Origin of the sequence: Streptomyces sp. CA-251247, from assembly GCF_050952975.1 — a bacterium.
In the GTDB taxonomy this organism is placed as follows: Bacteria; Actinomycetota; Actinomycetes; order Streptomycetales; family Streptomycetaceae; genus Streptomyces; species Streptomyces achmelvichensis.
Genome location: NZ_CP191861.1, coordinates 6,543,648 through 6,569,266 on the forward strand (window position 1 = coordinate 6,543,648; position 25,619 = coordinate 6,569,266).

Below are 25,619 nucleotides of genomic sequence, written 5' to 3' on the forward strand. Positions count from 1 at the left end.
CGCGCAGGGCCTGTCGTCGGGATCGGGCCCCAGCCGACCGTACGTATCCAAAGGGAGCGCACCAGCCATGAGCAGCACCCGCACCCTCATCCGTGGCGGACTGGTCATCACCGCATCGGACGAGATCCACGCAGACGTACTGATCGAGGACGGCCGCATCGCCGCGCTCGCCGCGCAGGGGTCCGCCGTCTCCGAGCCCTGGACGGCCGATCGCATCATCGACGCGACGAACAAGTACGTCATCCCGGGCGGCGTCGATGCCCACACGCACATGGAGCTCCCGTTCGGCGGGACCTTCGCCTCCGACACCTTCGAGACGGGCACCCGCGCCGCCGCCTGGGGCGGCACGACCACCATCGTCGACTTCGCCGTCCAGTCGGTGGGCCGCCCGCTGCGCGAAGGACTCGACGCCTGGTACGCCAAGGCCGACGGCAACTGCGCCGTCGACTACGGCTTCCACATGATCCTCTCGGACGTCAACGAATCGTCGCTGAAGGAGATGGACCGGCTGGTGGAGGAGGGCGTCACCTCCTTCAAGCTCTTCATGGCGTATCCGGGCGTCTTCTACAGCGACGACGGCCAGATCCTGCGCGCCATGCAGCGCTCCGCCACCAACGGCGGGCTGATCATGATGCACGCCGAGAACGGCATCGCCATCGACGTCCTCGTCGAACAGGCTCTCGCCGAGGGCCGCACCGATCCCCGCTACCACGGCGAGGTGCGCCGGGTACTGCTGGAGGCCGAGGCCACCCACCGCGCCATCCAGCTGGCCCGGGTCGCGGGCGCCCCGCTGTACGTCGTGCACGTCTCGGCCGAGGAGGCCCTCGCCGAACTCGCCGCCGCCCGCGACATGGGGCTCCCCGTCTTCGGCGAGACCTGTCCGCAGTACCTCTTCCTGTCCACGGACAACCTCGCCGAGCCCGACTTCGGGGGCGCGAAGTACGTCTGCAGCACGCCGCTGCGGCCGAAGGAGCACCAGGCGGCGCTCTGGCGCGGACTGCGGACCAACGATCTCCAGGTGGTCTCCACCGACCACTGCCCGTTCTGCTTCGTCGGGCAGAAGGATCTGGGCCGCGGCGACTTCTCGAAGATTCCCAACGGCCTGCCGGGCGTCGAGAACCGGATGGATCTGCTGCACCAGGCCGTCGTCGACGGGCACATCACCCGCCGCCGGTGGATCGAGATCGCGTGCGCCACCCCGGCCCGCATGTTCGGCATGTACCCGAAGAAGGGGACCATCGCGCCGGGCGCGGACGCCGATGTGGTCGTCTACGACCCGCACACCGAGCAGACCCTCTCGGTGGAGACCCACCACATGAACGTCGACTACTCCGCGTACGAGGGCAAGCGGGTCACCGGCCAGGTGGAGACCGTGCTCTCGCGCGGTGAAGTCGTCATCGACCAGCGGAAGTTCACCGGCCGGACGGGACACGGCCAGTACACCCCGCGCGGAACCTGCCAGTACCTCGGCTAGAAGGGGTCAAGACCATGGACTTCGGACTCGTCCTGCAGACGGATCCGCCGGCATCCGGCGTCGTCGGACTGATGCGGCGCGCGGAACGCAACGGCTTCCGCTACGGCTGGACCTTCGACTCGGCGGTGCTCTGGCAGGAGCCGTTCGTCATCTACAGCCGCATCCTCGAACACACCGAGACGATGATCGTCGGGCCGATGGTGACCAACCCGGGCACCCGGACCTGGGAGGTCACCGCCTCCACCTTCGCCACCCTCAACGACATGTACGGCAACCGCACGGTCTGCGGCATCGGCCGGGGCGACTCGGCGATGCGGGTCGCCGGCCGCAAGCCCAACACCCTTGCCCGGCTGGGCGAGGCGATGGGCGTCATCCGCGATCTCGCCGAGGGCCGCGAGGCCGTGGTCGACGGTCAGCCGCTGCGCCTTCCGTGGGTGCAGGGCGGCAAACTGCCGGTGTGGATGGCCGCGTACGGCCCCAAGGCGCTCGCTCTCGCGGGTCAGAAGGCCGACGGATTCATCCTCCAGCTCGCCGACCCGTATCTCACCGAGTCGATGATCAACGCCGTGCGCACCGCCGCGTCCGACGCCGGACGGGACCCCGACGCGATCACCATCTGCGTCTCGGCGCCGGCCTACGTCGGCGACGACCTGGCCCACGCCCGTGACCAGTGCCGGTGGTTCGGCGGGATGGTCGGCAACCACGTCGCCGATCTGGTCTCCCGCTACGGCGAGCACTCCGGCCTGGTGCCCGAGGCCCTCACCTCGTACATCAAGTCGCGTGAGGGGTACGACTACAGCCACCACGGCCGCGCCGGCAATCCCTCCACGGACTTCGTCCCGGACGAGATCGTCGACCGGTTCTGTCTGCTGGGACCGGCCGAGGCGCACATCGAGAAGCTGAGGGCGCTGCGCGACCTCGGCGTGGACCAGTTCGCCGTCTACAACATGCACGACGCCAAGGAAGTGACGATCGACGCGTACGGCGCCGAGATCATCCCTGCGCTCAACGGCTGATCCCCAGCGCGCCACAGCCTGCTCCCGCTCCACCGTGCATGACCGCTCACCACCGCTGAAGACCTCCGAAGGGCCAGCGCCATGACCGCGACCGTCCCCCCGACCCCCTCCGGCCGGCCGATACCCGACTCGTCAGGCCGCGTCGAACTCGCACCCGGCGCGGTACCCGTCGACGGCCGGTTCGTCAACGACGACCTGCTGCCCGTCCCCGTCGCCCAACGCCGCTGGACCACCTACAATTTCGCGGCCCTGTGGGTCGGCATGGCCCACAACATCCCGTCCTGGCTGCTCGCCTCGGGACTCGTCGCTCTCGGCATGGACTGGAAGCAGGCGGTCTTCACCATCGCGCTGGCCAACGTGATCGTCCTCGCGCCGATGCTGCTCACCGGGCACGCCGGACCGAAGTACGGCATCCCCTTCCCGGTCCTGGCGCGTGCCTCGTTCGGGCTGCGCGGCGCGAATCTGCCCGCCCTGATCCGGGCCGCGGTGGCCTGCGCCTGGTTCGGCATCCAGACCTGGATCGGCGGGCAGGGCATCTTCATCCTGCTCGGCAAGATCTTCGGCGGCTGGACCTCGGCCGCCGAGATCGGCGGCCAGCCCTGGACGCTGTGGGTCTGCTTCCTGCTCTTCTGGGTCCTCGAACTCGCCATCATCTACCGGGGGATGGAGACCCTGCGGCGCTTCGAGAACTGGGCGGCGCCCTTCGTCATCGTCGGCGCCGTGGTGCTGCTCGTGTGGATCGCCGTCAAGGCGGGCGGCTTCGGCCCGCTCCTCGACCAGCCCTCCAAGCTCGGCTGGGGCGCCGACTTCTGGCCGGTCTTCTTCCCCTCCCTGATGGGCATGATCGCCTTCTGGTCGACCCTGAGCCTCAACATCCCGGACTTCACCCGGTTCGGGGCCGGGCAGCGGGCCCAGATCTGGGGCCAGACGCTCGGTCTGCCGACGACGATGACGCTCTTCGCCCTCCTGTCGGTCTTCGTCACCTCCGGCTCGCAGGCGGTGTACGGGGAGGCCGTCTGGGACCCGGTCCAGCTCGCCGCCAAGACCGACAACGTCTTCGGGCTGCTCTACGCGCTGGTGACGGTGCTGATCGCGACGATCTCGGTGAACATCGCGGCCAACGTCGTCTCACCCGCGTACGACCTGGCGAACCTGGCGCCGAAGTTCATCAACTTCCGCACCGGAGCGCTGATCACGGGCGTGCTGGGTGTCCTGATCATGCCGTGGAAGCTGACCGAGACACCCGAGCTGTACATCTTCACCTGGCTCGGCCTGGTCGGCGGCCTGCTCGGCACGGTCGCGGGCATCCTCATCGCCGACTACTGGCTGATCCGGCGCACGGTCCTCGATCTGCCCGGCCTCTACACCAAGGGCGGCCGCTACTGGTACACCTCCGGATGGAACCTGCGGGCCGTCGCCGCCTTCGTCGTCGGCGGTGTGCTGGCGATCGGGGGCTCGCACTCGGCGCCGGGCAAGGGGCCCTTCCCCGAGGACGGCCTCATCCCGTTCCTCAAACCGCTCGCCGACTACGGCTGGGCCGTCGGGCTCGCGGCCTCGCTGCTGCTCTACGTCACGCTCATGGGGCTCTCGGAGCGCCGGAAGGCGTGAGACCTCACGGAGGCGCGGCGTCCCCGCCACTCAGCGGCGCTCAGCGACGGGAACGCTGCGCCTCCACGATCTTCTCGACCGTCGGCTCCGCCCCGGCCCGCCGCTGCACCCGCTCGGCGAAGCCGGGGAACTGGCCGGCGATCGCGCTCAGGATCTTCAGCTCCAGGGGAGCGACGTTGATCTCGGCGACGTCGCGCTCGACCGCCCGCACCACGGCGTTCACGACCGCGCGCGGCGAGACCGTACGGACCCCGCCGGGCGTGCCGGAGCCGGTGGCGGCGAACATCCCGACGTCGCGGACGAAACCGGGCTGGACGACCGAGACGCCGACGCCCGTGCCGTGCAGATCCTGGCGGAAGCCCAGGGAGAAGCCGCGCAGCCCGAACTTGGTCGCGTTGTAGAGGGACGAGGACTTGGTCGCCGCCTTCCCGGACAGGGAACCGACGAAGGCGATGTGGCCTCTGCCCGCGTCGACCATCGCGGGCGCGAGCAGCCGGGCCAGCATCGTGGGAGCGCGCAGATTCACCGCGAGAGCCCGGTCGATCTCCTCGGGCGAGTAGTCGAGGACGTCGCCGCTGGAGGGCAGGGCGGCATTGGCTATCAGGATGTCCGTGCCCGCGGCCTCCTCGGCGAGCCGCCGTACGTCGTCCGGGTCACCGAGGTCCGCGAGAATCGTGCGGGCGCCGTAGGCGTCGGCGAGTGGCGTCAGTGCCTCGGCGCGCCGGCCGGACACCACCAAGGTCGCCCCGCGCGCCGCCAGTTCGGCGGCGAGCGCCCCGCCGATGCCCCCCGTCACGCCGGTGAGCAGAACGGTTGCTCCGGTGATGCGCATCTGGTTACCCTCCAGTTCTGTTCGTTCGAACGAACAATAGGGAGGCGGGGCGGTCGTGTCCACAGACGAATTCGGCGGACTGACGGAACACGTAAGCGAGTTGGCGGACGGCCACACCACGTCCGAGGCCCTTGTGGCGCGTGCCGTCGAGCGCATCGAGGCAAGTCAGGGCACCATCAACGCCTTCCGATGGGTGCGCTCCGAGGAAGCACTCGCCGAGGCCCGGGAGGCCGACCGGCGGCTCGCCGCGGGGGAGAGGCTGCCGCTGCTCGGCGTACCGGTCGCCGTCAAGGACGACACCGACGTGGCAGGACTGCCCACCCTCTTCGGCTGTCAGGGTGACATCGTCGCCGCGGGTTCGGACGGTGAGGCGACCCGCCGGCTGCGCGCGGCCGGAGCGGTGATCGTCGGCAAGACCAACTCCTGCGAACTCGGCCAGTGGCCGTTCACCGAGGGACCCGCCTTCGGCGCCACCCGCAACCCCTGGTCCACCGACCACACCCCGGGCGGCTCGTCCGGCGGCTCGGCCGCCGCCGTCGCCGCCGGGCTCGTGCCCGCGGCCCTCGGCTCGGACGGCGCCGGGTCCATCCGCATCCCGTCCGCCTGGACGCACCTGGTGGGGATCAAGCCCCAGCGCGGCCGTGTCTCCCTGCACCCGTACTCCGACGCCTTCCAGGGTCTCGCCGTCAACGGCCCGCTCGCCCGCACCGTGGCCGACGCCGCCCTGCTGCTCGACGTCGTGCAGGGCCCGCACCCCGAGGATCTGCACCGCCCGGACGCGATCGATGCCTCCACCGCCGCCCGCCGCGAACCGGGCAGGCTGCGGATCGCGCTCGCCTGGCGGCCCCCGCTGACCCTCACCCGCACCGGCCCCCACCCCGAGGTGCGGCGCGCGGTCACCGGTATCGCCGAGGCGCTCGCCCGGCTCGGCCACCATGTCGAGGAGGCGCGGCCGCGCTACGGCCTGATCGGCCTCTCCTTCGTGCCGCGCGCCACCGCCGGCGTCGCGGAGGTCGCCGCTCTGCACCCCGAGCCGGCGCTGCTCGATCCGCGTACCCGCAGCGCGATGCGCTCCGGCAAGCGGCTCGGCGGCCGGGTCGTGCGCGCGGCCCGCGCCCGTGAGGCCCGCCAGCACGCACGGATCGGCGAGATCTTCGACGGGCGCGGGTTCGACGTCGTGCTCGCCCCGACCACCGCGACCCCGCCCCCGCGCATCGGCACCTTCGACCACCTGGGCGCCTGGCGGACGAACGCCGTCATGGCGGCCGCGTGCCCCTACGCCTGGCCCTGGAACGTCCTCGGCTGGCCGGGCGTCAACGTGCCCGCCGGCCTCACCGCCGACGGCCTGCCCGTCGGCGCCCAGCTCCTCGGTCCGGCCGGCAGCGAGGAGACGCTCATCTCGCTCGCCGCCCAACTGGAGGCCGACCAGCGCTGGTACGAGAAGCGTCCCCATGCCCCCGGGATCTCCAGGAGCACCCCGGTGGAACAATGAGAGGCATGTCCCACGCCGCCCGCTCCGCGCCGACCCGGCAGCGCATCATCGCCGCCGTCCTGCACATCATCGGAGAGGGCGGTGTCGCGGCGGTCACCAACCGGCGGATAGCCAAGGAGGCCGGGGTCTCGCTCGGCTCGGTCACCTACCACTTCGAGACCCAGCACGACCTGTTGCGGGAGAGCCTGCTGCACTTCGTGCGCGAGGAGACCCGCCGCTTCACCGAACTCGCCGACCAGTGCCAGAGCGAGGGCATCGACATCGGCGGCGCGGCGTCCCTGGCAGGCCAGGTCGCGGACGGCACCTCCTTCGACAGCGCGCACATCGCGCCCTTCGAGCTGTACGTCGAGGCGGGACGGGACGAGCGGCTGCGGGAGGCGGCGGCCGAGGCGTTCACCGCGTACGACCGGCTCGCGGCGCAGATCCTCACGGGCCTCGGCGTACCCGACGCCGAACGGCTCGCGGCGACGACCGTCGCCCTCGTGATGGGCCTCCAGCTGCGCCGACTCGCGACGGGCAGCTCGGCCGACGACCTGGTGGACGCGCTGCTGCTGCTCGCGCGGGGCGCGGCCGTCCCGGACAGGCCCTAGGTCGGGTCCGTAGGGCCCGTCGTTCCGGTCAGCCGAGGACCAGGTCCACGACCTTGCGGTACGCGCTCTCCTGCGTCGCGTCGAGCGTCGCATGCGTGGCGATGCGGAACACCAGTGCGCGCACGAGCAGTTGGGTCCAGTCGGGCAGGTGCGACCAGCGCTCCGGCAGCGCGGGATCGGCGTCCCACCAGCACAGCGCGTCGACAGCGACGACCGCGGAGGCCCAGGACGCCGGCCGCCAGTACGGCGGCCAGTCGATGATCGCGGGGGGAGCGTCGGTCGCGAAGAGCACATTGCCGAGCAGGTCGCCGTGCACGATCTGCGCGGGCGCCGCGACCGGACGGCGCGCGGCCAGCAGGGGCCGCAGCAGCGGGAAGTCCGGGCCCTCCTCGCTCTCGCCCCACGCCAGCCGGTCCGCCCGTGACCAGGCGTTGTCCCGTACGCCGAGGAAGCGCGGCCGGGGCAGGTGTGCCACCGCCGCGTGGAACGCCTCGCCCGCGCGGATCACGTCGTCGGGCCGGTGCGGATCGGCCGAACCGCCGACCATGCGCCACGCCTCCCAGCCGCCGGCGCACCAGGAGCCGTCGGCCGCCGCGACCGGCCGCGCGACCCGGAAGCCGCCGGTCTCCGCGAGGTGGCACAGCACCCCGGCGCGCCACGAGGTCTCGGGTCCCGTCGCGGCGGGCTTCAGCACCACCGCGTCGGACCGCCACGCCGAACCCTGGCCACCGGGCAGGGGAGCCGGCCTGCCGGCGGTTCCGAACGCGGTGAGGACGGATGCGGGCGGGGCGGGGGAGTGGCTCATGGCGTCGCAGCGTAGGCGACTAGCCTGCACGAATGCCGAACTCCCGCCTCGCGCCCGGTGAATTCGGGATGCCGCACAGGTTCGGTGACCGGTCGTACCGCTCGACGGGCGGCGGGCCGGCGGAAAGGGGCCGCGTACGGCCCACTGCTGCGAAAGGGGCTCCATGTTCACCACCCGGCCCACCCTCCAGGGCACGTTCGGCATGGTCTCGTCCACGCACTGGCTCGCCTCGCAGTCCGCGATGGCGGTCCTCGAGGACGGTGGCAACGCCTACGACGCGGCCGTGGCCGCCGGCTTCGTGCTGCACGTCGTCGAGCCGCATCTGTGCGGGCCCGCGGGCGAGGTGCCCATCCTCCTCGCCCCGGCCGGCGGCGACGTACGCGTGCTCTGCGGACAGGGGCCCGCACCCGCCGGGGCCACCATCGGCCACTACCGGTCCCTCGGACTGGACCTGGTGCCCGGCACCGGGCCGCTGGCCGCCGCGGTGCCCGGCGCGTTCGACGCCTGGATGGTGCTGTTGCGCGACCACGGCACCAAGTCCCTCGCCGAGGTGCTGCGTTACGCGATCGGATACGCCGAGGACGGACATCCGCCGGTGGAGCGCGTCGGGGCGACCGTGGAGGTGGTCCGCGAGCTCTTCGAGACCGAGTGGACCTCGTCCGCCGACGTCTATCTGCCGGGCGGCCGCGCCCCCGAGCCCGGCGAGTTGTTCCGCAACCCCGCCCTCGCGGCGACCTGGCGACGGCTCGTCACCGAGAGCGAGAGCGCGGGCGGCGGACGGGTGGCCGAGATCGAGACGGCGCGACGGGTGTGGCGGGAAGGCTTCGTCGCCGAGGCACTGCTGAAGCAGTCCGACCGCCCCACCATGGACACCAGCGGGCGACGGCACTCCGGCACGCTGACCGCCGCCGACCTCGCCGCCTTCTCCGCCGCCCACGAAGCACCGGTCACCTACGACTGGAACGGCTGGACCCTGTGCAAGGCGGGCCCCTGGAGCCAGGGACCCGCGCTCCTGCAACAGCTCGCGCTGCTCCCCGACGACCTGCCGCCGTACGGCTCCGCCGCGTACATCCACCTGCTCGTGGAGGGCTGCAAGCTCGCCATGGCCGACCGGGAGGCCTGGTACGGGGACGCCGACGACGTGCCCCTGGAAGACCTGCTCTCGCAGCCGTACAACACGGCACGACGCGCCCTGATCGGCGAGCGCGCCTCTCGTGAACTGCGGCCCGGCAGCCCCGGCGGCCGGACGCCCCGGCTCGGTCCGCACGCCACGGACGTGGCCGGGGACGCCGGTGACGACGCCATGGGTGTCGGCGAGCCGACCGTCGCCAAGGACGGCAGGAGCAGCGGCGACACCTGCCACATCGACGTCGTCGACCGCTGGGGCAACATGGTCGCCGCCACTCCGAGCGGCGGCTGGCTCCAGTCGAACCCCGTCGTACCCGAACTGGGTTTTCCCCTCGGCACCCGCCTCCAGATGGCCTGGCTCGACCCCGGACTGCCCAACTCCCTGACCCCCGGCCGGCGGCCGCGCACCACCCTGACGCCCTCGATCGCCCTGCGTGACGGCGAGCCGGTGATGGCCTTCGGCACGCCCGGCGGGGACCAGCAGGACCAGTGGCAGCTGCACTTCTTCCTGGCGGTGGCGCTGGGCTCCGCCGTACGCGGCGGGCTCGACCTCCAGGGCGCGATCGACGCCCCCAACTGGCACAACGACAGCTTCCCCGGCTCCTTCTATCCGCGCGGCATGTCACCCGGCAGCGTCACGGTCGAATCCCGCGTCGGGCCCGACGTGATCGCGGAGCTGCGGCGGCGCGGCCACGACGTCACGGTGGGTGACGCGTGGTCCGAAGGCCGGCTGTGCGCCGTCGCCCGGGACCCGCGCACCGGGGTGCTTTCCGCCGGGGCGAACCCGAGGGGAATGCAGGGTTACGCGGTGGGACGCTGAGAGGACAGCCCGATGTCAGAGGGCCGTGCTTAGCTGGACATATGATCGATGACTTTGTTGCCGGTGACCTGTCCGACGTCGAGGAGGCGATCCGCAAGGCGGCCGCCGCCGAGATCATGCCGCGGTACCGCCAGCTCGCCGCACACGAAATCGTCGAGAAGACCGGCCCGCACGACCTGGTGACGACGGCCGACCGCCAGGCCGAGGAGCACCTCACCGCCTCCCTCACGGCGCTGCTGCCCGGCTCGGTCGTGGTCGGCGAGGAGGCGGTGCACGCGGATCCCGCCGTGTACGACGCGCTTCGGGGCGACGCACCCGTGTGGATCGTCGACCCCGTCGACGGCACGCGCCAGTTCGTGCACGGCGATCCCGGCTTCTGCACACTGGTCGCGCTCGCGCAGCACGGGAAGGTGCTGGCGTCCTGGACGTACGCACCCGTCCGCGACGACATGGCGACGGCGGTCCGCGGCCGCGGCGCCCGCCTCAACGGCGACCCCCTCCGCGCGGGCTCGCCCGGCCCCGACGCCGTCCTGCGCGTCGCGATGTCCCACCCCGACTACACGACCCCCGACCAGAAGCGCGCCCTGCTCGGACTGAACGTCGACGGCGTCGACGCCCGCCCGTGCGGCTCGGCGGGCCTGGAGTACCTGTCGGTCGCCCGCGGTGATCTGGACGGCGTGGCCTTCTCCTGGGAGAACGCCTGGGACCACGCGGCGGGACTGCTGCTGGTGGAGGAGGCGGGCGGCACGGACGTGACGGTCGCGGGGGAGAGGTTCCGCATAGCGGGCGGGAACACGCTGCCGTTCACGTCGGCGAGGACGGACGCGGTGGCCCGGAGGATCCGCGCGCTGCTGACGACCTGAGGGGGACGAGGGTGGCACCCGCCGCGTCGCCCGGCCCGGCACCGGTCACTGCCCGAACACCGCCCTCACCTCCCGCACCAGACTCGCCGCCGCCTCCACCGCCGCCCCGTCCAGCCCCTTCAGCACCCTCGCCACGTCCTCCGCGAACCCCTCCGGTGTGTCCCGCATCGCCGCCGCCGCCGGCAGCGCGCCCTTCTCGTTCAGGCACCACACCCTGTGGTGGGCGTGCAGGGACTGGACCAGGATTCCCATCGCGCGGGACAGGCACAGCGACTGATGCAGTGCGTCCCCGGTGCTCACCGACTTCGCCGCTGCCGCCACCGAGAACTCCGCCTCCCACGAGGCGCGGATCAGGGCCTCCCGCAGCGCCTGCGGGTACACCTGCGTCTCCTTCCGCAGCGCCGTCAACTCGCCGTCCGTATCGGCCAGTACGCGGCACAGCGCCACTTCCCCGGCGTACGCGGGCGACCAGAACCCCAGCGGGTGCCCCGGCTGCATGCCCGTTTCGTAGCGGCCGGCGAGGCACTCCGCCCAGACGCGCTCCACCCGGTCCAGATCCCGCAGGATCCAGTCCACGGGCGTGCCGTCGACGACCAGCCACGCCCCGCCGTCGACCCACGGTCCCCACCCGCCCGGCCCTGCCACCTCGACCGGGTGGCCCGTCGCCTCCGTCGCCAGCGCGGCCAGTGCCGCGACGTCCACCGAACCCCGGTAGTAAACGCCGAGATCCCAATCGGAGTCGGGCCGGTGCGTACCCCGGGCACGGCTTCCGCCGAGTGCCACGGCGCGTACCCCTGCGACGGTCATGAGCTGCGCGGACATCGCCTCGATCACGTTGTTCACGGCACCGGACCCTACCCAGGGCACCACCGGCGGCGCTGCGGAATATCCTGGGGCTCCTGGCCATCGGCTGACAAAGGAGTCCGAAGGTGCCGTCGATGCTCGATGCCGTCGTCGTGGGGGCGGGCCCCAACGGACTGACCGCCGCCGTCGAACTGGCCCGCCGTGGCCACTCCGTGGCGGTGTTCGAAGCCCTCGACACCGTCGGCGGGGGAGCCAGGACCGAGGAGCTCACCCTCCCCGGCTTCCGCCACGACCCCTGCTCCGCCGTCCACCCGCTCGGCGTCGGTTCGCCCGCCTTCGCGGACATGCCGCTCGGGCGGTTCGGCCTGGAGTGGCTGCAGCCCGAACTGCCGCTGGCGCACCCCTTCCCGGACGGCACGGCCGCCGTGCTGAGCCGCTCGGTGGGAGAGAGCGCCATGTCGCTGGGGGCCGGGGACGCGGGGACCTACCGCCGGCTGGTCGCGCCGTACATCGGGCACTGGGACACGATGGCCGCCGACTTCCTGCGCACGCCCTGGGACGGGCTGCCCCGGGACCCCTACCGCTTCGCCCGCTTCGGGACGACCGCGATCCAGCCCGCGTCATGGGTCGCGCGCCGGTTCCAGGGCGAAAAGGCCCGCGGTCTGTTCGCCGGGCTGGCCGCCCATGCCATCGCGCCGACCAGCGGCATCGCGACGGCGGGCATCGCGATGCTGTTCGCGCTCGCCGCCCATGCCAAGGGCTGGCCGGTGCCCCGCGGCGGCTCGCAGTCGATCTCCGACGCCCTCGCCGCGTATCTGCGCGACCAGGGCGGCACGATCCACACCGGCGCCGAGGTCAAGCGCCTCGACGAGCTGCCCCCGGCCCGCGCGTACATCTTCGACACCTCACCGACCGCCCTCGCCCGTATCGCGGGCCTCGGCAATGCGTACGAGCACTACCGCTACGGCCCCGCCGCGTTCAAGATCGACTACGCGCTCTCCGGCCCCATGCCGTGGACCGCGAGGGAGGCCCGCAGCGCCGGGACGGTGCACATCGGCCCCACGGCAGGCGAGATCGAGGCGGCGCTCGGCGCGGCTCTGCACGGCCGTCAGCCCGACAAGCCGTTCCTCATCACGGCACAGCCGAGCCTCATCGACTCCTCACGGGCGCCTGCCGGCAAGCACGTCCTGTGGGCGTACGGCCATGTGCCGGCCGGCTGGGACGGGGACGCCACCGAGGCGATCGAGCGCCAACTGGAGCGCTTCGCACCCGGTTTCCGCGATCTCGTGCTCGCCCGCGCGGTCGCCGGCCCTCCCGAACTGGCCGCGCGCAACGCCAACTACATCGGCGGGGACATCGCCTGCGGTGCCTTCGCCGGCCTCCAGACGATCCTCCGGCCCAAGCTCGCCCGCGTCCCGTACGCGACCGCGCACCCCGCCGTGTTCCTCTGCTCGTCGGCGACCCCGCCGGGTCCGGGGGTCCATGGGATGTCGGGTCACCACGCGGCCAAGGCCGTGTGGCGCCGGCTGCGGGGTGCACGCTGAGGAGGCCACGCGGCGGCGGGCGCGCGGGCGGATGATGGACGTATGACACAGCAGCAGCCGAAGATCGTGCTCGTCCGCGGGGACATCACCGAGCAGCAGGTCGACGCCGTCGTCAACGCGGCCAACTCCTCGCTCCTCGGCGGCGGCGGTGTCGACGGCGCCATCCACCGCCGCGGCGGCCCGGCGATCCTCGCGGAGTGCCGTGACCTGCGTGCCTCGCACTACGGCAAGGGCCTGCCGACCGGCCAGGCGGTCGCCACCACCGCGGGCCATCTGCCCGCCGGACATGTGATCCACACCGTCGGTCCGGTGTGGTCACGGGAGCAGGACCGCAGCGGCCTCCTCGCCTCCTGCTATCGCGAATCGCTGCGCGTGGCGCGGGAGTTGGGGGCGGGCACCGTGGCCTTCCCGGCCATCTCGACGGGCATCTACGGCTGGCCGATGGACGACGGGGCCCGGATCGCCGTTCACACGGTCCGGGCCGAGGCGGGCCCACCGGTCGCGGAGGTGCGGTTCGTGCTGTTCGACGACCGCGCGTACGAGGAGTTCGCCGCGGTGCTGGCCGCGGAGGGGTGATCCCTCGCGATCCGGCGGCGGCTCCCGAGGGGGTATCGGCGCGGCCCTGCCGTGCAGGCGGGGCATGGCGGTCCCGGTCTCCGAGGGTGGGGCGCCGTGATCCTGGCGTTGAGCGGCTGAAGCCCCGGCTCGGGCACGGCCCGGGCACAGGTACGGTTCGACCTGGGCCCGGTCCTGGCAGCTCAAGGCTGATGTCGTTTTCTCGCCAGCTTCGGCACTGCCTGTGCACGATGCTTGACCCATGCACACCGACACTGAGCGCTGCGTGCGCGCCGTCCGGTCGAAGGACGCCCGATTCGACGGCTGGTTCTTCACGGCCGTCCTGACGACGCGGATCTACTGCCGTCCCAGCTGCCCGGTGGTGCCGCCGAAGGTCGAGAACATGACCTTCTACCCGAGCGCCGCCGCCTGCCAGCAGGCGGGTTTCCGTGCTTGCAAGCGCTGCCGCCCCGACACCACGCCCGGCTCTCCCGAATGGAACGCCCGCGCGGACTCGGTGGCCCGTGCCATGCGCCTGATCCGGGACGGGGTCGTCGACCGTGAGGGCGTCCCGGGCCTCGCCGCCCGCCTCGGGTACTCCACCCGCCAGATCGAGCGGCAGCTCCTCGCGGAGCTGGGTGCGGGCCCTCTTGCCCTCGCCCGGGCCCAGCGCGCGCAGACCGCGCGCGTCCTGATCGAGACGACGGGCCTTCCGATGGCCGAGGTCGCCTTCGCGGCCGGCTTCTCCTCGATCCGCACCTTCAACGACACCGTCCGTGAGGTCTTCGCGCTCGCACCCGGTGACCTGCGCACCCGCGCCGCCCGCAGTACGACCGCCCCGCCGCAGACGCCGGGAGTCATCGCGCTCAGGCTGCCGTACCGGGCGCCGCTCGATCCGAGCAATCTCTTCGGGCACCTCGTGGCCACGGCCGTGCCCGGCGTCGAGGAGTGGCGGGACGGTGCCTACCGGCGCACCCTGCGGCTTCCGCACGGCCACGGCGTCGTCGCCCTCACCCCCCGTCCCGACCACATCGCCTGCCGGCTGTCGCTGACCGACCCGCGCGATCTCACCATCGCCATCAGCCGCTGCCGCTGGATGCTCGACCTGGACGCCGACCCCGTCGCGGTCGACGACCAGCTGCGGACCGATCCCCTGCTCGCGCCCCTCGTCGACAAGGCACCCGGGCGCCGGGTGCCGCGCACCGTCGACGCGGCGGAGTTCGCCGTACGGGCCGTGCTCGGCCAGCAGGTCTCCACGGCCGCGGCCCGTACGCACGCGGGCCGACTGGTCCTCGCGCACGGTGAGACGGTCGAGGACCCGGAAGGTGGCCTCACCCATCTCTTCCCGTCCTCCGAAGCCCTCGCGGCGCTCGACCCCGAGTCCCTGGCACTGCCCCGCAGCCGTCGCACCACGCTGACCACGCTGGTCGGGGCGCTGGCCGACGGCTCGCTCCGGCTGGGCGTCGACAGCGACTGGGACCAGGCCCGGGCGGAGCTGACCGCCCTGCCCGGGTTCGGGCCGTGGACGGTCGAGACGATCGCCATGCGGGCCCTCGGTGACCCGGACGCCTTCCTGCCGGGCGACCTCGGAGTCCGCCACGCGGCGGCCGGACTCGGCCTGCCCGTCACCCCGGCCGCCCTCACCGCACGCGCCGCGGCCTGGCGCCCCTGGCGCGCCTATGCCGTCCAGCACCTGTGGGCGACCGGCGACCACCCCGTCAACCGCCTTCCCGCGTAAGGAGTTTCCTCATGACCAAGCAGTACACGGTGGTCGACAGCCCCTACGGCCCGCTGACGCTCGTCGCCACCGACGGCATGCTGAGCGGCCTCTACATGACCGATCAGCGCCACCGCCCCGGCGAGGAGACGTTCGGTGAGGAGGACCCGGCCCCGTTCGGTGACACGATCAGACAGCTGGACGCGTACTTCGCCGGCGAACTGGCCGAGTTCGACGTGCCGGTCCGGCTGGAAGGCACCCCCTTCCAGCGGAGCGTCTGGGACCTGCTGTTGAAGATCCCGTACGGCGAGACGCGGACGTACGGCGAACTCGCCGAGCAGCTCGGCAAGGCGAGCGCCTCACGGGCCGTGGGGCTCGCCAACGGCAAGAACCCGGTGTCGATCATCGTCCCGTGCCACCGGGTGATCGGCGCCTCGGGCAGTCTCATCGGTTACGGCGGCGGGCTGGACCGCAAGCAGCGGCTGCTCGCCCACGAACGCGGCGCGGAGGGCGCCCTGTTCTAGGGCCTCTCCGCCCGCCCCCACGACATGACTGTCCCCCGCACCCTGACCTCGGGTGCGGGGGACAGTCATGTGCGCGAGGGCCCCGTCGGACGGGCCGGGCCGCGCCCCGCTCAGGCCCTCATCCCAACGACAGGCCCTAGCTGCCTGAGGCCCTGCGGCGTCGCATCCACCACGTCAGCCCGCCGCCCGCGACGGCGAGCGCGGCAGCCACGGCGGCGATCAGGCCGACGGGAGTGCTGTTTCCGGTGTCGGCGAGGTCGCCGTCCGGGTCCTTGGCCGGCGGAGTCGTGTCACCGCCGGGCGTGGACGGGTCGGGTGCCGGGGTCGACGGCGGGTCGGTCGGCTTCGGGTCGTCCGGGCCGGTCGGTGTCGGCGTCGGCTTCGGGTCCTCCGGGCTGGTTTGCTGATCGGAGGTGCTTCCGCCGAAGTAGGCGGTCTCACTGTCCTGGTAGGTCACCTCGCTCTGGACCGATGTCCTGGTGGTCTTGTCCAGGCCGCGGTGCTGGGTGTTGAACTGCGTGCGGGTGATGTTCTTCTTCGGCGCCTTGGAGAAGTCGACCCCGCCCATGGACAGGATCCACACCTTGCCGTCGTAGACGCGCTCGAACTTGTAGTCACCGTTCTTGAACGAGTGGACGTAACTGTCGTAGACGGTCTTCTTGTCCCAGTCCTTGTTCTCGCCCCTGAGCGGCCACCGCTTCACATCGTTGCTGTTGATGATCTTGCGGAAGTCGGTGGGGCTGACCGCGTCCTGGCGGCGGATGTACTCGGCCGCCACCCGCGAGGAGTACACGCGGCGCAGGTCGACGTAGGACGTGTCGTCGTTGACGCGGCGTTCGAGCTCCGGCTGGATCATCGTGAGGATCAGGTTCTCGGCCTGCTTGGTCTGCGCCTCGGTGAGCTTGCAGTTGCCGGGCGGCACATCGGGTCCGGTGGGGACCTCCATGTTGACCTTGAGCGGCGCGTCCAGGATGTAGATGCCGCCGTCCTGCTCCCGGATCTTCGCGGGCTTCGGGGTGATCCACTGACGGATGACCGGCAGACACGGCATGCCTTCCGGGGTACGGGGGGCCGCGCGCCAGAAGCGCTCCCCGCGCTCGTACTTGTCGGGGTTCATCGCATCCGCGTAGTCGTGCTTGAGGGTCAGGTCGGCCTCCAGCAGGATGCGCCCGGCGTCGGTCTTCGCGAACTCCTTGTCCATGATCACGTCGGGACGGATCGGGTTGAGGTTGACCCAGAACTTGTCCGGGGTCAGGGCGAGCCAGGTGAAGAAGGCGTCCGAGGCGAGCTGGAGCTTGGCGTCACCGCCGTAGCCCGGGTTCTCGTCCGGGTTCTTGACGTAGTCGGCCTTCATCGAATAGTCGAGGCCCTTGCCCTTGACCGGGGTGCCGACGTAGTTGATCTCCAGGGTGGAGAAGTCGATGCCGCCCGGCCCGCGGTTGAAGTAGCCGCCGCCGTTGTTCTGGTTGTACATCCCCTGAAGCCGGCGGGCTTCCTCGAGCGTCTTCCCCGACCGCAGTGCCTGATCGATGATCGGTCCCCGGCCGCCCTTGAGCGGATCGGGGTTGAAGCGCTTGTCGTAGTTGGTGTAGACGTTCGGCTTCTGTGTGCGCTCGATGGCGTTCGACCGGCGCTCGTTGACCCCGGCCTGGGTGCGGTCGGTGCCCCGGTCCCGCTTGAGGTCGTCGTCGAACTGCTTGATCTTGGCCCTCGTCGAGTCCTCGGTCCGCGCTCCGGTGAGGTACCGGAACGTCGACTTCGGCTTCTCCTTGGCGATCTGCCGGTCCGCCTTGAGCTGGTCGCTCTCGATCCTGCCGTTCGACTTCGCCTCGACCTTGCGCTCGGTCCGGCGGTTGTGCATGTCGACGACGCGGTAGCGCTTCTCGCCGGTCTCCGGGTCGGTGTACTCGATGACGTCCTGGCACCACCAGTCGGGACCGACCATGTTGTACTTCTTGACCATGCGGGCCTCGAACGCCTCGCCCCGCGGGGGGTTGCCGTGTGCGCCGATGTAGCGCACGTCGAGGTACCGCTTGAAGTCCTTGTAGCCCGTCGGGTTGTTGTACTGGCTGTTGTAGCGGGCGTAGATCTCCATGACCTTGTCGGCCGGGTTCTTCGTCCGGTTGAACTTACGCTGCCACTTGCGGTAGTCCGTTCCGGCGGCCTCGCGCTGGGCGTCGGTCGGCGGCAGCACCCCGTCATAGGCCTTCGCGGGTTGTCGTAGGTGTAGTTCTCGTCGTTCGGCCACGCCTCGTACGGAAGGCTGTTCGGCGGCCCGGAGTTGGCGGGCGTCGAGGGAAGCTTCGTCTTGAGGAACTTCTCGTCGCACCGGATCGGCTTGACGTTGGGCGGCTTCGCGGCGTGCGCCTCGTCGAGGGCGGGCAGGCCCGTCAGGGTCAGGGTTCCCGCGGCGGTGAAGGCGATCGCTAAGCGCGCCCACACACGCCGATGACGCGCAGGTCGAGGTGTCTGAGTGATCACTGGCTTTCTCCCCGTTGGAACCCCCGTTGTCACTGGGAGAGTTGCGCGGCACCAAGGGGGCTCCGATGTCAACTGGTCCGTGTGCGCCGCCAGTTGCTCACACTAGGGGTGTGGTGGCCGAGGGGCCCGGGTTTTTGTGCGGCATGTCCCCGACAAGTGGGGGCTGTTTCGCGATTGTTACGGTCAGAACTCATCGAACTCCCCGAGCTCGCCGATCCAGGTGTCCTCCAGATCGCCGGTGGCCTCTTCGGTGTGCCGGACGCGGAACACGGAGAGAGTGCGGCCCTTGCGGAACAGCGGGGCGGTGCGCCGGAGAGCGAGCCGGACCAGGCCTTCCCAGGCGAACGACCCGGGGGCGGCGTCGAGTTCGATGTCCTTGTCTGCCAGGTCGTCGGGGGAGATGCCGAAGGCGTCGATGATCTCCTGCGGGGTGCCGAGGAGATCCCAGTCCCCCTCCCCGCTCCACCCGGCGGCGAACAGGCGCGCGCCGTCCGGGTGGTGGATCACATGGGCGCCGTGGGTCAGGTTGTGGTCGATCGTCGCCGAGCCGATGACGACCGCCCCGGGGAAACGCTCGGACAGCGCGTCGGCCTGCTCGGCAAGGGGGAAGGTGCCCCCGGTGAACACCAGGGCAGGATCGTTGATCTCGGTCACCGTCCCCCAGCACCCGACACCCACCAGATCGAGGTCGGCACGTGTGGCGAAGGGAGACCGCTCGGTCGCCTCGATCCGGTCCACCTCCTCCACCACGGTGTCGATGGTGCCGAAGGCGGCGGCGAACTCCCGTGCCCGCGCCGGGTCATGCGGGGGCAGGGCCTCCTCGCCGGCAGGGAAGGGCGGCTCGACGAGGGTGAGCCTGAACTCGCCGAGCTGAGCGATGGCCTGCTCGGGCGGATACTCCCAGAAGTCGTTGTCGGTCATCGGTTGCCTCCGTGGATATCAGGAAGATCACGGCACGGGCCGCGAGAATCCCGGCCCTTGCGCGGGGTGAGCGTCAAGGGCGCCACGGTAGCGAGTTGCTCGGGCGGACTGTCGGGCCGGCGCATGTCCGCGGCGAGCCGGCCGGCGTGTCTCCGGGCGCGGTCTCCAAGGCGTCGGCGTGCCGAGTGAGTTCCGCGAACCGAACGCAACCGGCGCACGCACTGACGGGCGGAGGCGGGCGCCGCAGGGCCGACCGCGCCTTCAGTCATCCTCCGGACGGACCCCGGAGCGCCGCGAGGAGCTTCGGCAGCGCCGTACCGATCGGCTCGCGGATCAACTCGTCGGCGAGTTCGTCGTACGGCGTCGGGTCCGCGTTGACGATCGACAGACGCGCGCCGTGCTCGGCCGCGATCCCCGCGAGCGACGCCGCAGGCTGCACCTGAAGGCTCGTGCCGACCGCGACGAAGATCTCGCTCGCCTTGGCGATCGCCATCGCCTCGGACAGCACCTGGGGGTCGAGCCGCTGCCCGAACATCACCGTCGCCGACTTCAGAATCCCGCCGCACGCCAGGCAGGACGGATCCTCCTCGCCCGCCTCGACCCGCGCCAGCGCGTCCTCCATCGAGGAGCGCAGATGGCAGCCCGTGCACACCACCGACCGTGACGTGCCGTGCAGTTCGAGCACCTTGCGGTCGGGCATCCCCGCCAGCTGGTGCAGCCCGTCCACGTTCTGGGTGATCACCCGGACCGCGAACCCCGGCCGCTTCTCCAGCTCGGCGACGGCACGGTGGGCGGCATTGGGACGTGCGCGCCAGGTCGGGCTGTCCCGTCGCATCTGCCAGGCGCGGCGCCGGATGTCCGGATCGGCCATGTAGTAGTCGTACGTGACGAGCTTCTCGGCCTCCGGATCGCGCCGCCACAGGCCGCCCGGCCCGCGGTAGTCGGGAATGCCGGAGTCCGTGGAGATCCCGGCGCCGCTGAGAATCGCGACGAGAGTCATACGGCGAGCCTATGCAGCGGGTCCTGCGACAGCGAACCGGTTTTGCCGCGCCGGGGCGGCTACGCCCAACCGCTCGCCGCGCCAACCGCTCGCCGCACGGCCGCACGGGGCAGCCCGTCAGACTGCCGGCCTGCCGTCCTCCAGTTCCACCGCACCCGCCCCCGTGGCCAGTACGTCGAGCGCAGCCACCACGCGGTGGCCCAGTTCGCCCAGCAGATAGGTGTGGATCTCCTCGCGGCCGACCAGCCGCCACGACAGCAGCTCCTCCTCCTGGAGCCGGATCGCCTTGAGGCGGGACTCGCTGAGCACCCCGCCGTCGTACACATAGGCGATGATCGGCGGGCGTCCCGCGCCCGGGACCCAGTCGACCGCGAGCAGCCGCCCCGGCTGCACATCGAGGCCGATCTCCTCCAGCGTCTCCCGGCGGGCCGCCTGCCGGGGCGTCTCGTTGTCGTCCGACTCGACCGTCCCGCCGGGAAGTGCCCAGCCCTTGCGGTAGTTGGGTTCGACGATCAGCACCCGGCCCTCCTCGTCGAGGAAGAGCGTGGCGGCGCCGACGAGGACGCGGGGGAGGGAGGCGATGTACGCGGAGTAGTCGGAAGTCACGCAGGAAGCCTAAGGGCTGTCCCGTAATCCCCGGCGGGCGCACGACGACAGCTACGGCCCCTCGCTGCGTTGTCGGATCGCCCGAATACGCCCAGTATGAGGACGACCCTTCGCCTTGCGATGCACCGCATCTGACGCCGCGCGCTGATCCACCGGGGATTACGGGACAGCCCTTAGATCGTGACCGCCGGGCCTGTCCTTCGGAACCGCCCCCGGCTCGCGGGCCACCGCGCCGGAGCGCCTCAGCTCTTGTCCGCACCGTGCAGGGGCCGGTTCCGGCCGACCCGCTCCGCCAGGAACTCCTCCCAGGTGCGCTTCCCCTGGACGGCCCCGTCGAGCGACAGGTTCTCCCCGGCGCGGTAGGAACGGCCGGCCTTCCCCGGGATACGGACCGGCAGCATCGGCCGGCGCCGGCCGCACGCCCGGAGGTAGCCGCCGAGCAGGTCGGCCATCGTGCAGACCTGGGGACCCGCGAGGTCCGGCACCAGGCCGGCCGGGGCGCCGAGCGTCAGTTCCACGAGGCGGGCGGCCACCTCGCGGGAGTCGACCGGCTGGAGACGCATGCCCGGAGCGGGGATCACCGGCAGCTTGGCCATCTTCTCCGCCATGGTCAGCGCCAGGTCGTGGAACTGTGCGGCCCGCAGCGTCGTCCACGGAATCCCGGACCCGGCCACGGCCTGCTCCGCGGCCAGCTTCGACCGGAGCCACGCCAGCGGGACCCTGTCCGCCCCGATGACCGAAATGAGGACGAGGTGCCGCACCCCGGCCGCCGACGCCGCCCGCACCAGATGGCGGGCGGCCACGTCGTCGCCCTTCGGCCCGCCCGCGAGGTGCAGCACGATGTCGACCCCGTCCACCGCGGCCTCGATGCCCTCGCCCTTGACCAGATCACCGGTCACGTAGTCGACGCCGTCCCCCGACGCGCGGCCGTGGCGGCTGAAGACCCGGACCTCGGAGCCGGCGTCCAGCAGCAGCGGAATCACGTGCCGGCCCAGGGTGCCCGTACCACCGGTGACCAGAATCGTCGATGCCATCTTCTTCTCCAGAAGTCGTGGGGCCGGGGAGGCAACTCCCGGGCTCGCTCGGTAGTTTTCGAGGTTCTGCCTCTCTGACACATGGCGAACGGGGAACGTGACCGATGGACGAGCACGACTTTCTGACCGAGCGTTTCGCGGCCGACCGGACACACCTCGTGGCGGTGGCCTACCGGATGCTCGGCTCGCTGAGCGAGGCCGAGGACGCGGTGCAGGAAGCCTGGCTGCGTGCCCGTCGCGCCGGCACCGAGGGCGTGGAGAACCTCACCGGCTGGCTGACCACCGTGGTCGCCCGGGTCTGTCTGAACATGCTGCGCTCACGTCAGTCACGGCGTGAGGACCCCTGGGACGCCGGGGTGCCCGAACCGCCCCTCGGCTCCGAGAGCGGCGGTGACCCCGAAGAGGAGGCGCTGCTGGCCGACTCGGTCGGGGTCGCGCTGCTGGTCGTCCTCGACACGCTGACGCCGGCCGAGCGGCTCGCCTTCGTCCTGCACGACATGTTCACGGTGCCGTTCGACGAGATCGGTCCGATGCTCGAACGCTCGCCGGTCGCGGTGAGACAGCTCGCGAGCCGGGCGCGCCGCCGGATCAAGGGCGGCACACCGGCGCCCGACGCCGACATGATCCGTCAGCGTGAGGCCGTGGAGGCGTTCCTGGCGGCCACCCGCGGCGGGAACTTCGACGCCCTGGTGTCGCTGCTCCACCCCGACGTCGTCCTCACCGCCGACCCGTCGGTCATTCCCACCCCCGAACCCGTCGTGGTCAGCGGTGCTGCCACCGTCGCGAAGGGCGCGATGGCCGCCACCGGCCGGGCCCGCTTCACCGGACTCGCGCTCCTCGACGGACGGATCGGCCTGGCGATGGCACCGCGCGGCCGGCTGTCCCTGGTCCTCGCCTTCACGATCACCGAGGACGGGATCACGGCGATCGACGTCATCGCGGACCGCGGACGGCTGGGCCGGATGGACCTCGCCGTCCTCGACGACTGAACGGCAGCCGCCGCCTTCTCACACCGTCGCGGTCAACCGGACCGTACGCTCGGCGAGTTCACTGATGCGTGAGCCGTCGAATCCGAAGACCGCGCTGCGCACCCGGTCCTCCAGCGGCCGTGTCCACTGCGCGGGGATGGCGGCGGCTCCGCACAGCACGCCCACGACCGAGCCCGCCGTGGCGCCGTTGGAGTCGGTGTCCAGCCCGCCGCGGACGGTGAGGGCGACGGTGCCGGTGAAGTCCCCGGCGCCGTACAGGAGTCCGGCCGTGATGACGGCGGCGTTGGGCACAACGTGGATCCAGCCGAGGCCGCCCGTACGGTCCTCCATCTCGGCCAGCGTGTCGGACCAGGACGTCCCCGCGTCGTACAGGGCCGTGGTGTGGCGGACCGTACGGGCCAGGCGGCAGCTCGCCGGGATGCGCTCCAGGGCCGCCTCGATCGCCTCGCGCGGGCGGCTCGCGGTGAACGCGGCGGCCACCAGGGCGGCGGCCCACATCGATCCGTAGACACCGTTGCCGGTGTGCGACAGGACCGCGTCCCGGCGGGCCAGTGCGGCGGCACGGTGCGGATCACCGGGGGACGTCCAGCCGAAGATGTCCGCGCGGATGAGAGCGCCGATCCACTCCTGGTACGGATTGTCGTACGAGGCGGTGAGCGGCGGTTTGAGGCCGTTCGCCAGACTGCGGTACGCGGCCCGCTCGGCGGTGAACGTCTGGAGATACGGCAGCCGCAGCAGCCACAGATCGCCCACCTGCTCGGTGGTGAAGGCGAAGCCGTGCGTCTCCAGCAGATGCAGACCGAGGATCGCGTAGTCGATGTCGTCGTCCCGGCAGCTGCCGTGGATTTGGCCGCGCACGCACTCCCGCCACTCCGGGCGCAGCTCGAACTCACCGGGCCCCGCGTCCGGCGGCGGTCCGGGCAGATAGTCCGTGAGCGGCAGGGCACCGGTGCGGCGCAGATACCGGTCGATGCGCTCGCGCGTCCAGTGATCGCCACGCTCCACCGGTTTGCCGAGCATGTTCCCCGCGATCCTGCCGAGCCAGCCGCCGAGCGTCCGGTCGGCGAGCTCCGAATGGTGCAGTCCCATACGTCCGGTCTACCGAAATGCGGCCCGAAGCGCGCGGTGGTGGGCCGGCCGTTCTGCCGCGTGCGCGGGTTCTCACGGTTCGTGGTGGGGTGGCACGTCCTGTGACCTGCCGGATAGGGTCGGGGCGGCGCGACTGCCTGTTCGACAGCAAGGGATAGCAGAGTGACGGACGGAGCAGTTCATCAGCCCGCGCGCGTGCTCGTGGCGGCTGACAAGTTCAAAGGCTCGCTCACGGCCGTACAGGTCGCGGAGCGGGTGACGGCGGGCCTCCAGCGGGTGGTGCCCGGCCTGGAGGTGGAGACCCTGCCCGTCGCCGACGGCGGCGACGGCACCGTCGCTGCGGCGGTGGCGGCCGGGTTCGAACGCCGCGAGGCGCAGGTGACCGGCCCCCTCGGCCAGGCCGTGACGGCGACCTACGCCCTGCGGGACGGCACCGCCGTCGTGGAGATGGCGGAGGCGTCCGGTCTCCAGCACCTGCCCGAAGGAGTCTTCGCGCCGCTGACCGCCACCACCTACGGCTCGGGCGAGCTGCTGCGTGCCGCCCTCGACGCGGGCGCCCGCACGATCGTCTTCGGCGTCGGCGGCAGCGCGACGACCGACGGCGGTGCGGGCATGCTGGCCGCGCTCGGCGCCCGTTTCCTCGACGAGGGCGGTGCGCCCGTCACTCCCGGCGGCGGTGGTCTGCGGGAGCTGGCCACCGCGGATCTGTCCGGGATCGACCCGCGCTTCAATGACGTCGAACTCGTCCTTGCCAGCGACGTCGACAACCCGCTCACCGGCCCGAAGGGCGCGCCCGCCGTGTACGGCCCGCAGAAGGGCGCGACACCGGAGGACGTGGCCACCCTGGACGAGGCGCTGACGCACTACGCCTCGATCCTCGGCCCCGACCGGGCCGGCCTGCCCGGCGCGGGTGCGGCAGGCGGTATCGGTTACGGGGCGCTGGTCGCGCTCGGCGCGAGCTTCCGCCCCGGCATCGAGGTGATGCTCGACGTGCTCGGGTTCGCCCCCGCCCTGGCGCGAGCGACCCTGGTGATCACCGGCGAGGGTTCCCTCGACGAGCAGACCCTGCACGGCAAGGCACCGGCGGGCGTCGCGGCGGCGGCGCGTGCGCAGAACATCGAGGTCGTCGCGGTCTGCGGCCGGCTGACCCTGCCCCCGGAGGCCCTCGGCCGCGCGGGCATCCGCCGTGCCTACGCCCTGCTGGAGCTGGAACCGGACCCGGCCCGCTGCATGGCGGAGGCGGGCCCGCTCCTGGAGAAGGTGTCGGAGAACATCGCACGGGACTTCCTGACGTGAGCTGAGCCGGGCCGGCGGGGGCGCGCACGGGAGTGCGGGCCGGGCGCCGGGGCCCGGCCGCGCGCCCGGCGGGCACGGGCACGGGCCCGTGCGTGTACGGGCCCGTCTACGCTCCGGTCGGCCGTCGTGTGCGTCGAGGCGGCCCGTGGCTTCCAGCGGGTGGTCGCGCATCTGGTCCAGCGTGAAGCCGAGGGGCTTCATCTGGCGGGTGACCATGAGCGGGCGACGTCGTGCTCGGTGCAGAGGCGGAAGCCGCCCGGGGAGCGGGCGGAGGGGACGACCAGGCCGACATCGGTGGTCCGGCGCTGATGGTGTTCTTCCCCGAGGTCACCACCCTCGTCCCGGTCACGCCGGTGTCCATCGTCATTCCGACCGTCACCGTCGGCGCGGGCCATCGCGGTGCCCGGTCGGGGGACAAGGGTGCCCCGCCG

The 25,619-nt window shown here is 71.9% G+C and carries 22 protein-coding genes and 1 pseudogene; 13 read left to right on the forward strand and 10 right to left on the reverse strand.

The window, feature by feature from the left end:
• The first annotated feature begins 67 nt into the window (after positions 1 to 67).
• The 3 genes from hydA to ACQPWZ_RS29120 all read left to right on the forward strand — a co-directional run bounded on the left by hydA (position 68) and on the right by ACQPWZ_RS29120 (position 4,098).
• On the forward strand, positions 68 to 1,474 hold the full coding sequence (gene hydA / locus ACQPWZ_RS29110; RefSeq protein WP_433572780.1) for a dihydropyrimidinase: 1,407 nt from the start codon (positions 68 to 70) through the stop codon (positions 1,472 to 1,474).
• Positions 1,475 to 1,488: 14 nt separating this feature from the next.
• Positions 1,489 to 2,490, forward strand: a complete 1,002-nt coding sequence (locus ACQPWZ_RS29115; RefSeq protein WP_383242009.1) for a TIGR03842 family LLM class F420-dependent oxidoreductase — start codon at positions 1,489 to 1,491, stop codon at positions 2,488 to 2,490.
• A gap of 81 nt (positions 2,491 to 2,571) precedes the next feature.
• Positions 2,572 to 4,098 carry an NCS1 family nucleobase:cation symporter-1 gene (locus tag ACQPWZ_RS29120; protein ID WP_433572781.1) on the forward strand — a complete coding sequence of 509 codons (1,527 nt, stop codon included), beginning with the start codon at positions 2,572 to 2,574 and terminating at the stop codon, positions 4,096 to 4,098.
• A gap of 40 nt (positions 4,099 to 4,138) precedes the next feature.
• Here the strand turns inward: ACQPWZ_RS29120 and ACQPWZ_RS29125 are convergent, their stop codons facing one another.
• Positions 4,139 to 4,930, reverse strand: coding sequence for an SDR family NAD(P)-dependent oxidoreductase (locus ACQPWZ_RS29125; protein WP_340476248.1), 792 nt, complete (start codon positions 4,928 to 4,930; stop codon positions 4,139 to 4,141).
• 55 nt (positions 4,931 to 4,985) lie between these two features.
• Here ACQPWZ_RS29125 and ACQPWZ_RS29130 point away from each other — a divergent pair, with 55 nt between their 5' ends.
• Together ACQPWZ_RS29130 and ACQPWZ_RS29135 are read left to right on the forward strand one after the other, a co-directional pair.
• Entirely contained in the window at positions 4,986 to 6,422 is a 1,437-nt protein-coding gene (locus ACQPWZ_RS29130; protein ID WP_340476249.1) for an amidase, read from the forward strand.
• Between the two features lie 5 nt (positions 6,423 to 6,427).
• Positions 6,428 to 7,012 carry a TetR/AcrR family transcriptional regulator gene (locus tag ACQPWZ_RS29135; RefSeq protein ID WP_405573818.1) on the forward strand — a complete coding sequence of 195 codons (585 nt, stop codon included), beginning with the start codon at positions 6,428 to 6,430 and terminating at the stop codon, positions 7,010 to 7,012.
• A 28-nt stretch (positions 7,013 to 7,040) separates the two neighbouring features.
• Here the strand turns inward: ACQPWZ_RS29135 and ACQPWZ_RS29140 are convergent, their stop codons facing one another.
• Entirely contained in the window at positions 7,041 to 7,817 is a 777-nt protein-coding gene (locus tag ACQPWZ_RS29140; protein ID WP_433572782.1) for a TIGR02569 family protein, read from the reverse strand.
• 163 nt (positions 7,818 to 7,980) lie between these two features.
• Between ACQPWZ_RS29140 and ACQPWZ_RS29145 the strand changes: the two genes are divergently transcribed.
• A complete protein-coding gene (locus tag ACQPWZ_RS29145; protein WP_433572783.1) occupies positions 7,981 to 9,765 on the forward strand; it encodes a gamma-glutamyltransferase family protein in 1,785 nt (594 codons plus the stop codon).
• 41 nt (positions 9,766 to 9,806) lie between these two features.
• Positions 9,807 to 10,628: an inositol monophosphatase family protein gene (locus tag ACQPWZ_RS29150; RefSeq protein WP_433572784.1), complete on the forward strand. Its 822-nt coding sequence runs from the start codon at positions 9,807 to 9,809 to the stop codon at positions 10,626 to 10,628.
• Between the two features lie 45 nt (positions 10,629 to 10,673).
• Here ACQPWZ_RS29150 and ACQPWZ_RS29155 read toward each other — a convergent pair whose 3' ends face one another.
• Positions 10,674 to 11,450 (reverse strand): nucleotidyltransferase domain-containing protein, encoded by a 777-nt coding sequence (locus ACQPWZ_RS29155; protein WP_433573884.1) that lies wholly within the window; start codon positions 11,448 to 11,450, stop codon positions 10,674 to 10,676.
• A 107-nt stretch (positions 11,451 to 11,557) separates the two neighbouring features.
• Between ACQPWZ_RS29155 and ACQPWZ_RS29160 the strand changes: the two genes are divergently transcribed.
• The 4 genes from ACQPWZ_RS29160 to ACQPWZ_RS29175 all read left to right on the forward strand — a co-directional run bounded on the left by ACQPWZ_RS29160 (position 11,558) and on the right by ACQPWZ_RS29175 (position 15,772).
• Positions 11,558 to 12,976: a phytoene desaturase family protein gene (locus tag ACQPWZ_RS29160; RefSeq protein ID WP_433572785.1), complete on the forward strand. Its 1,419-nt coding sequence runs from the start codon at positions 11,558 to 11,560 to the stop codon at positions 12,974 to 12,976.
• 42 nt (positions 12,977 to 13,018) lie between these two features.
• Positions 13,019 to 13,552, forward strand: coding sequence for an O-acetyl-ADP-ribose deacetylase (locus ACQPWZ_RS29165; protein WP_433572786.1), 534 nt, complete (start codon positions 13,019 to 13,021; stop codon positions 13,550 to 13,552).
• A gap of 241 nt (positions 13,553 to 13,793) precedes the next feature.
• The gene (locus ACQPWZ_RS29170) at positions 13,794 to 15,269 is read left to right on the forward strand and encodes an AlkA N-terminal domain-containing protein (RefSeq protein ID WP_340476256.1); all 1,476 of its coding nucleotides are present in this window, start codon (positions 13,794 to 13,796) and stop codon (positions 15,267 to 15,269) included.
• An 11-nt stretch (positions 15,270 to 15,280) separates the two neighbouring features.
• Positions 15,281 to 15,772 (forward strand): methylated-DNA--[protein]-cysteine S-methyltransferase, encoded by a 492-nt coding sequence (locus ACQPWZ_RS29175; protein ID WP_433572787.1) that lies wholly within the window; start codon positions 15,281 to 15,283, stop codon positions 15,770 to 15,772.
• 136 nt (positions 15,773 to 15,908) lie between these two features.
• On the opposite strand, the gene ACQPWZ_RS29180 is transcribed toward ACQPWZ_RS29175, so the two are convergent.
• From ACQPWZ_RS29180 to ACQPWZ_RS29200, 5 genes are all read right to left on the reverse strand, one after another.
• Positions 15,909 to 18,020 carry a hypothetical protein gene (locus ACQPWZ_RS29180; protein WP_433572788.1) on the reverse strand — a complete coding sequence of 704 codons (2,112 nt, stop codon included), beginning with the start codon at positions 18,018 to 18,020 and terminating at the stop codon, positions 15,909 to 15,911.
• 416 nt (positions 18,021 to 18,436) lie between these two features.
• Positions 18,437 to 19,174, reverse strand: coding sequence for a DUF6333 family protein (locus ACQPWZ_RS29185; RefSeq protein WP_340476259.1), 738 nt, complete (start codon positions 19,172 to 19,174; stop codon positions 18,437 to 18,439).
• 265 nt (positions 19,175 to 19,439) lie between these two features.
• A complete protein-coding gene (locus ACQPWZ_RS29190) occupies positions 19,440 to 20,174 on the reverse strand; it encodes an SIR2 family NAD-dependent protein deacylase (RefSeq protein ID WP_356703761.1) in 735 nt (244 codons plus the stop codon).
• Positions 20,175 to 20,291: 117 nt separating this feature from the next.
• Positions 20,292 to 20,780 carry an NUDIX hydrolase gene (locus ACQPWZ_RS29195; protein WP_327678780.1) on the reverse strand — a complete coding sequence of 163 codons (489 nt, stop codon included), beginning with the start codon at positions 20,778 to 20,780 and terminating at the stop codon, positions 20,292 to 20,294.
• Positions 20,781 to 21,022: 242 nt separating this feature from the next.
• Positions 21,023 to 21,814 (reverse strand): SDR family oxidoreductase, encoded by a 792-nt coding sequence (locus tag ACQPWZ_RS29200; protein ID WP_433572789.1) that lies wholly within the window; start codon positions 21,812 to 21,814, stop codon positions 21,023 to 21,025.
• 104 nt (positions 21,815 to 21,918) lie between these two features.
• Here ACQPWZ_RS29200 and ACQPWZ_RS29205 point away from each other — a divergent pair, with 104 nt between their 5' ends.
• Entirely contained in the window at positions 21,919 to 22,803 is an 885-nt protein-coding gene (locus tag ACQPWZ_RS29205; protein WP_433572790.1) for a sigma-70 family RNA polymerase sigma factor, read from the forward strand.
• A gap of 18 nt (positions 22,804 to 22,821) precedes the next feature.
• Here ACQPWZ_RS29205 and ACQPWZ_RS29210 read toward each other — a convergent pair whose 3' ends face one another.
• A complete protein-coding gene (locus ACQPWZ_RS29210) occupies positions 22,822 to 23,892 on the reverse strand; it encodes an ADP-ribosylglycohydrolase family protein (protein WP_433572791.1) in 1,071 nt (356 codons plus the stop codon).
• A 162-nt stretch (positions 23,893 to 24,054) separates the two neighbouring features.
• Between ACQPWZ_RS29210 and ACQPWZ_RS29215 the strand changes: the two genes are divergently transcribed.
• Positions 24,055 to 25,188, forward strand: coding sequence for a glycerate kinase (locus ACQPWZ_RS29215; protein WP_433572792.1), 1,134 nt, complete (start codon positions 24,055 to 24,057; stop codon positions 25,186 to 25,188).
• Positions 25,189 to 25,287: 99 nt separating this feature from the next.
• Here ACQPWZ_RS29215 and ACQPWZ_RS29220 read toward each other — a convergent pair.
• Positions 25,288 to 25,472: pseudogene (locus ACQPWZ_RS29220) on the reverse strand (MerR family transcriptional regulator); the annotation flags it as partial.
• Between the last annotated feature and the right edge of the window lie 147 nt (positions 25,473 to 25,619).

Coding starts and splice junctions, on each gene's coding strand:
- ACQPWZ_RS29200 (WP_433572789.1), bottom strand. CDS start 21,814: ATGGCATCGACGATTCTGGTCACCGGTGGTACGGGCACCCTGGGCCGG.
- ACQPWZ_RS29125 (WP_340476248.1), bottom strand. CDS start 4,930: ATGCGCATCACCGGAGCAACCGTTCTGCTCACCGGCGTGACGGGGGGC.
- ACQPWZ_RS29140 (WP_433572782.1), bottom strand. CDS start 7,817: ATGAGCCACTCCCCCGCCCCGCCCGCATCCGTCCTCACCGCGTTCGGA.
- ACQPWZ_RS29175 (WP_433572787.1), top strand. CDS start 15,281: ATGACCAAGCAGTACACGGTGGTCGACAGCCCCTACGGCCCGCTGACG.
- ACQPWZ_RS29210 (WP_433572791.1), bottom strand. CDS start 23,892: ATGGGACTGCACCATTCGGAGCTCGCCGACCGGACGCTCGGCGGCTGG.
- ACQPWZ_RS29170 (WP_340476256.1), top strand. CDS start 13,794: ATGCACACCGACACTGAGCGCTGCGTGCGCGCCGTCCGGTCGAAGGAC.
- ACQPWZ_RS29185 (WP_340476259.1), bottom strand. CDS start 19,174: ATGACCGACAACGACTTCTGGGAGTATCCGCCCGAGCAGGCCATCGCT.
- ACQPWZ_RS29115 (WP_383242009.1), top strand. CDS start 1,489: ATGGACTTCGGACTCGTCCTGCAGACGGATCCGCCGGCATCCGGCGTC.
- ACQPWZ_RS29145 (WP_433572783.1), top strand. CDS start 7,981: ATGTTCACCACCCGGCCCACCCTCCAGGGCACGTTCGGCATGGTCTCG.
- ACQPWZ_RS29120 (WP_433572781.1), top strand. CDS start 2,572: ATGACCGCGACCGTCCCCCCGACCCCCTCCGGCCGGCCGATACCCGAC.
- ACQPWZ_RS29155 (WP_433573884.1), bottom strand. CDS start 11,450: ATGTCCGCGCAGCTCATGACCGTCGCAGGGGTACGCGCCGTGGCACTC.
- ACQPWZ_RS29190 (WP_356703761.1), bottom strand. CDS start 20,174: ATGACTCTCGTCGCGATTCTCAGCGGCGCCGGGATCTCCACGGACTCC.
- hydA (WP_433572780.1), top strand. CDS start 68: ATGAGCAGCACCCGCACCCTCATCCGTGGCGGACTGGTCATCACCGCA.
- ACQPWZ_RS29165 (WP_433572786.1), top strand. CDS start 13,019: ATGACACAGCAGCAGCCGAAGATCGTGCTCGTCCGCGGGGACATCACC.
- ACQPWZ_RS29150 (WP_433572784.1), top strand. CDS start 9,807: ATGATCGATGACTTTGTTGCCGGTGACCTGTCCGACGTCGAGGAGGCG.
- ACQPWZ_RS29205 (WP_433572790.1), top strand. CDS start 21,919: ATGGACGAGCACGACTTTCTGACCGAGCGTTTCGCGGCCGACCGGACA.
- ACQPWZ_RS29135 (WP_405573818.1), top strand. CDS start 6,428: ATGTCCCACGCCGCCCGCTCCGCGCCGACCCGGCAGCGCATCATCGCC.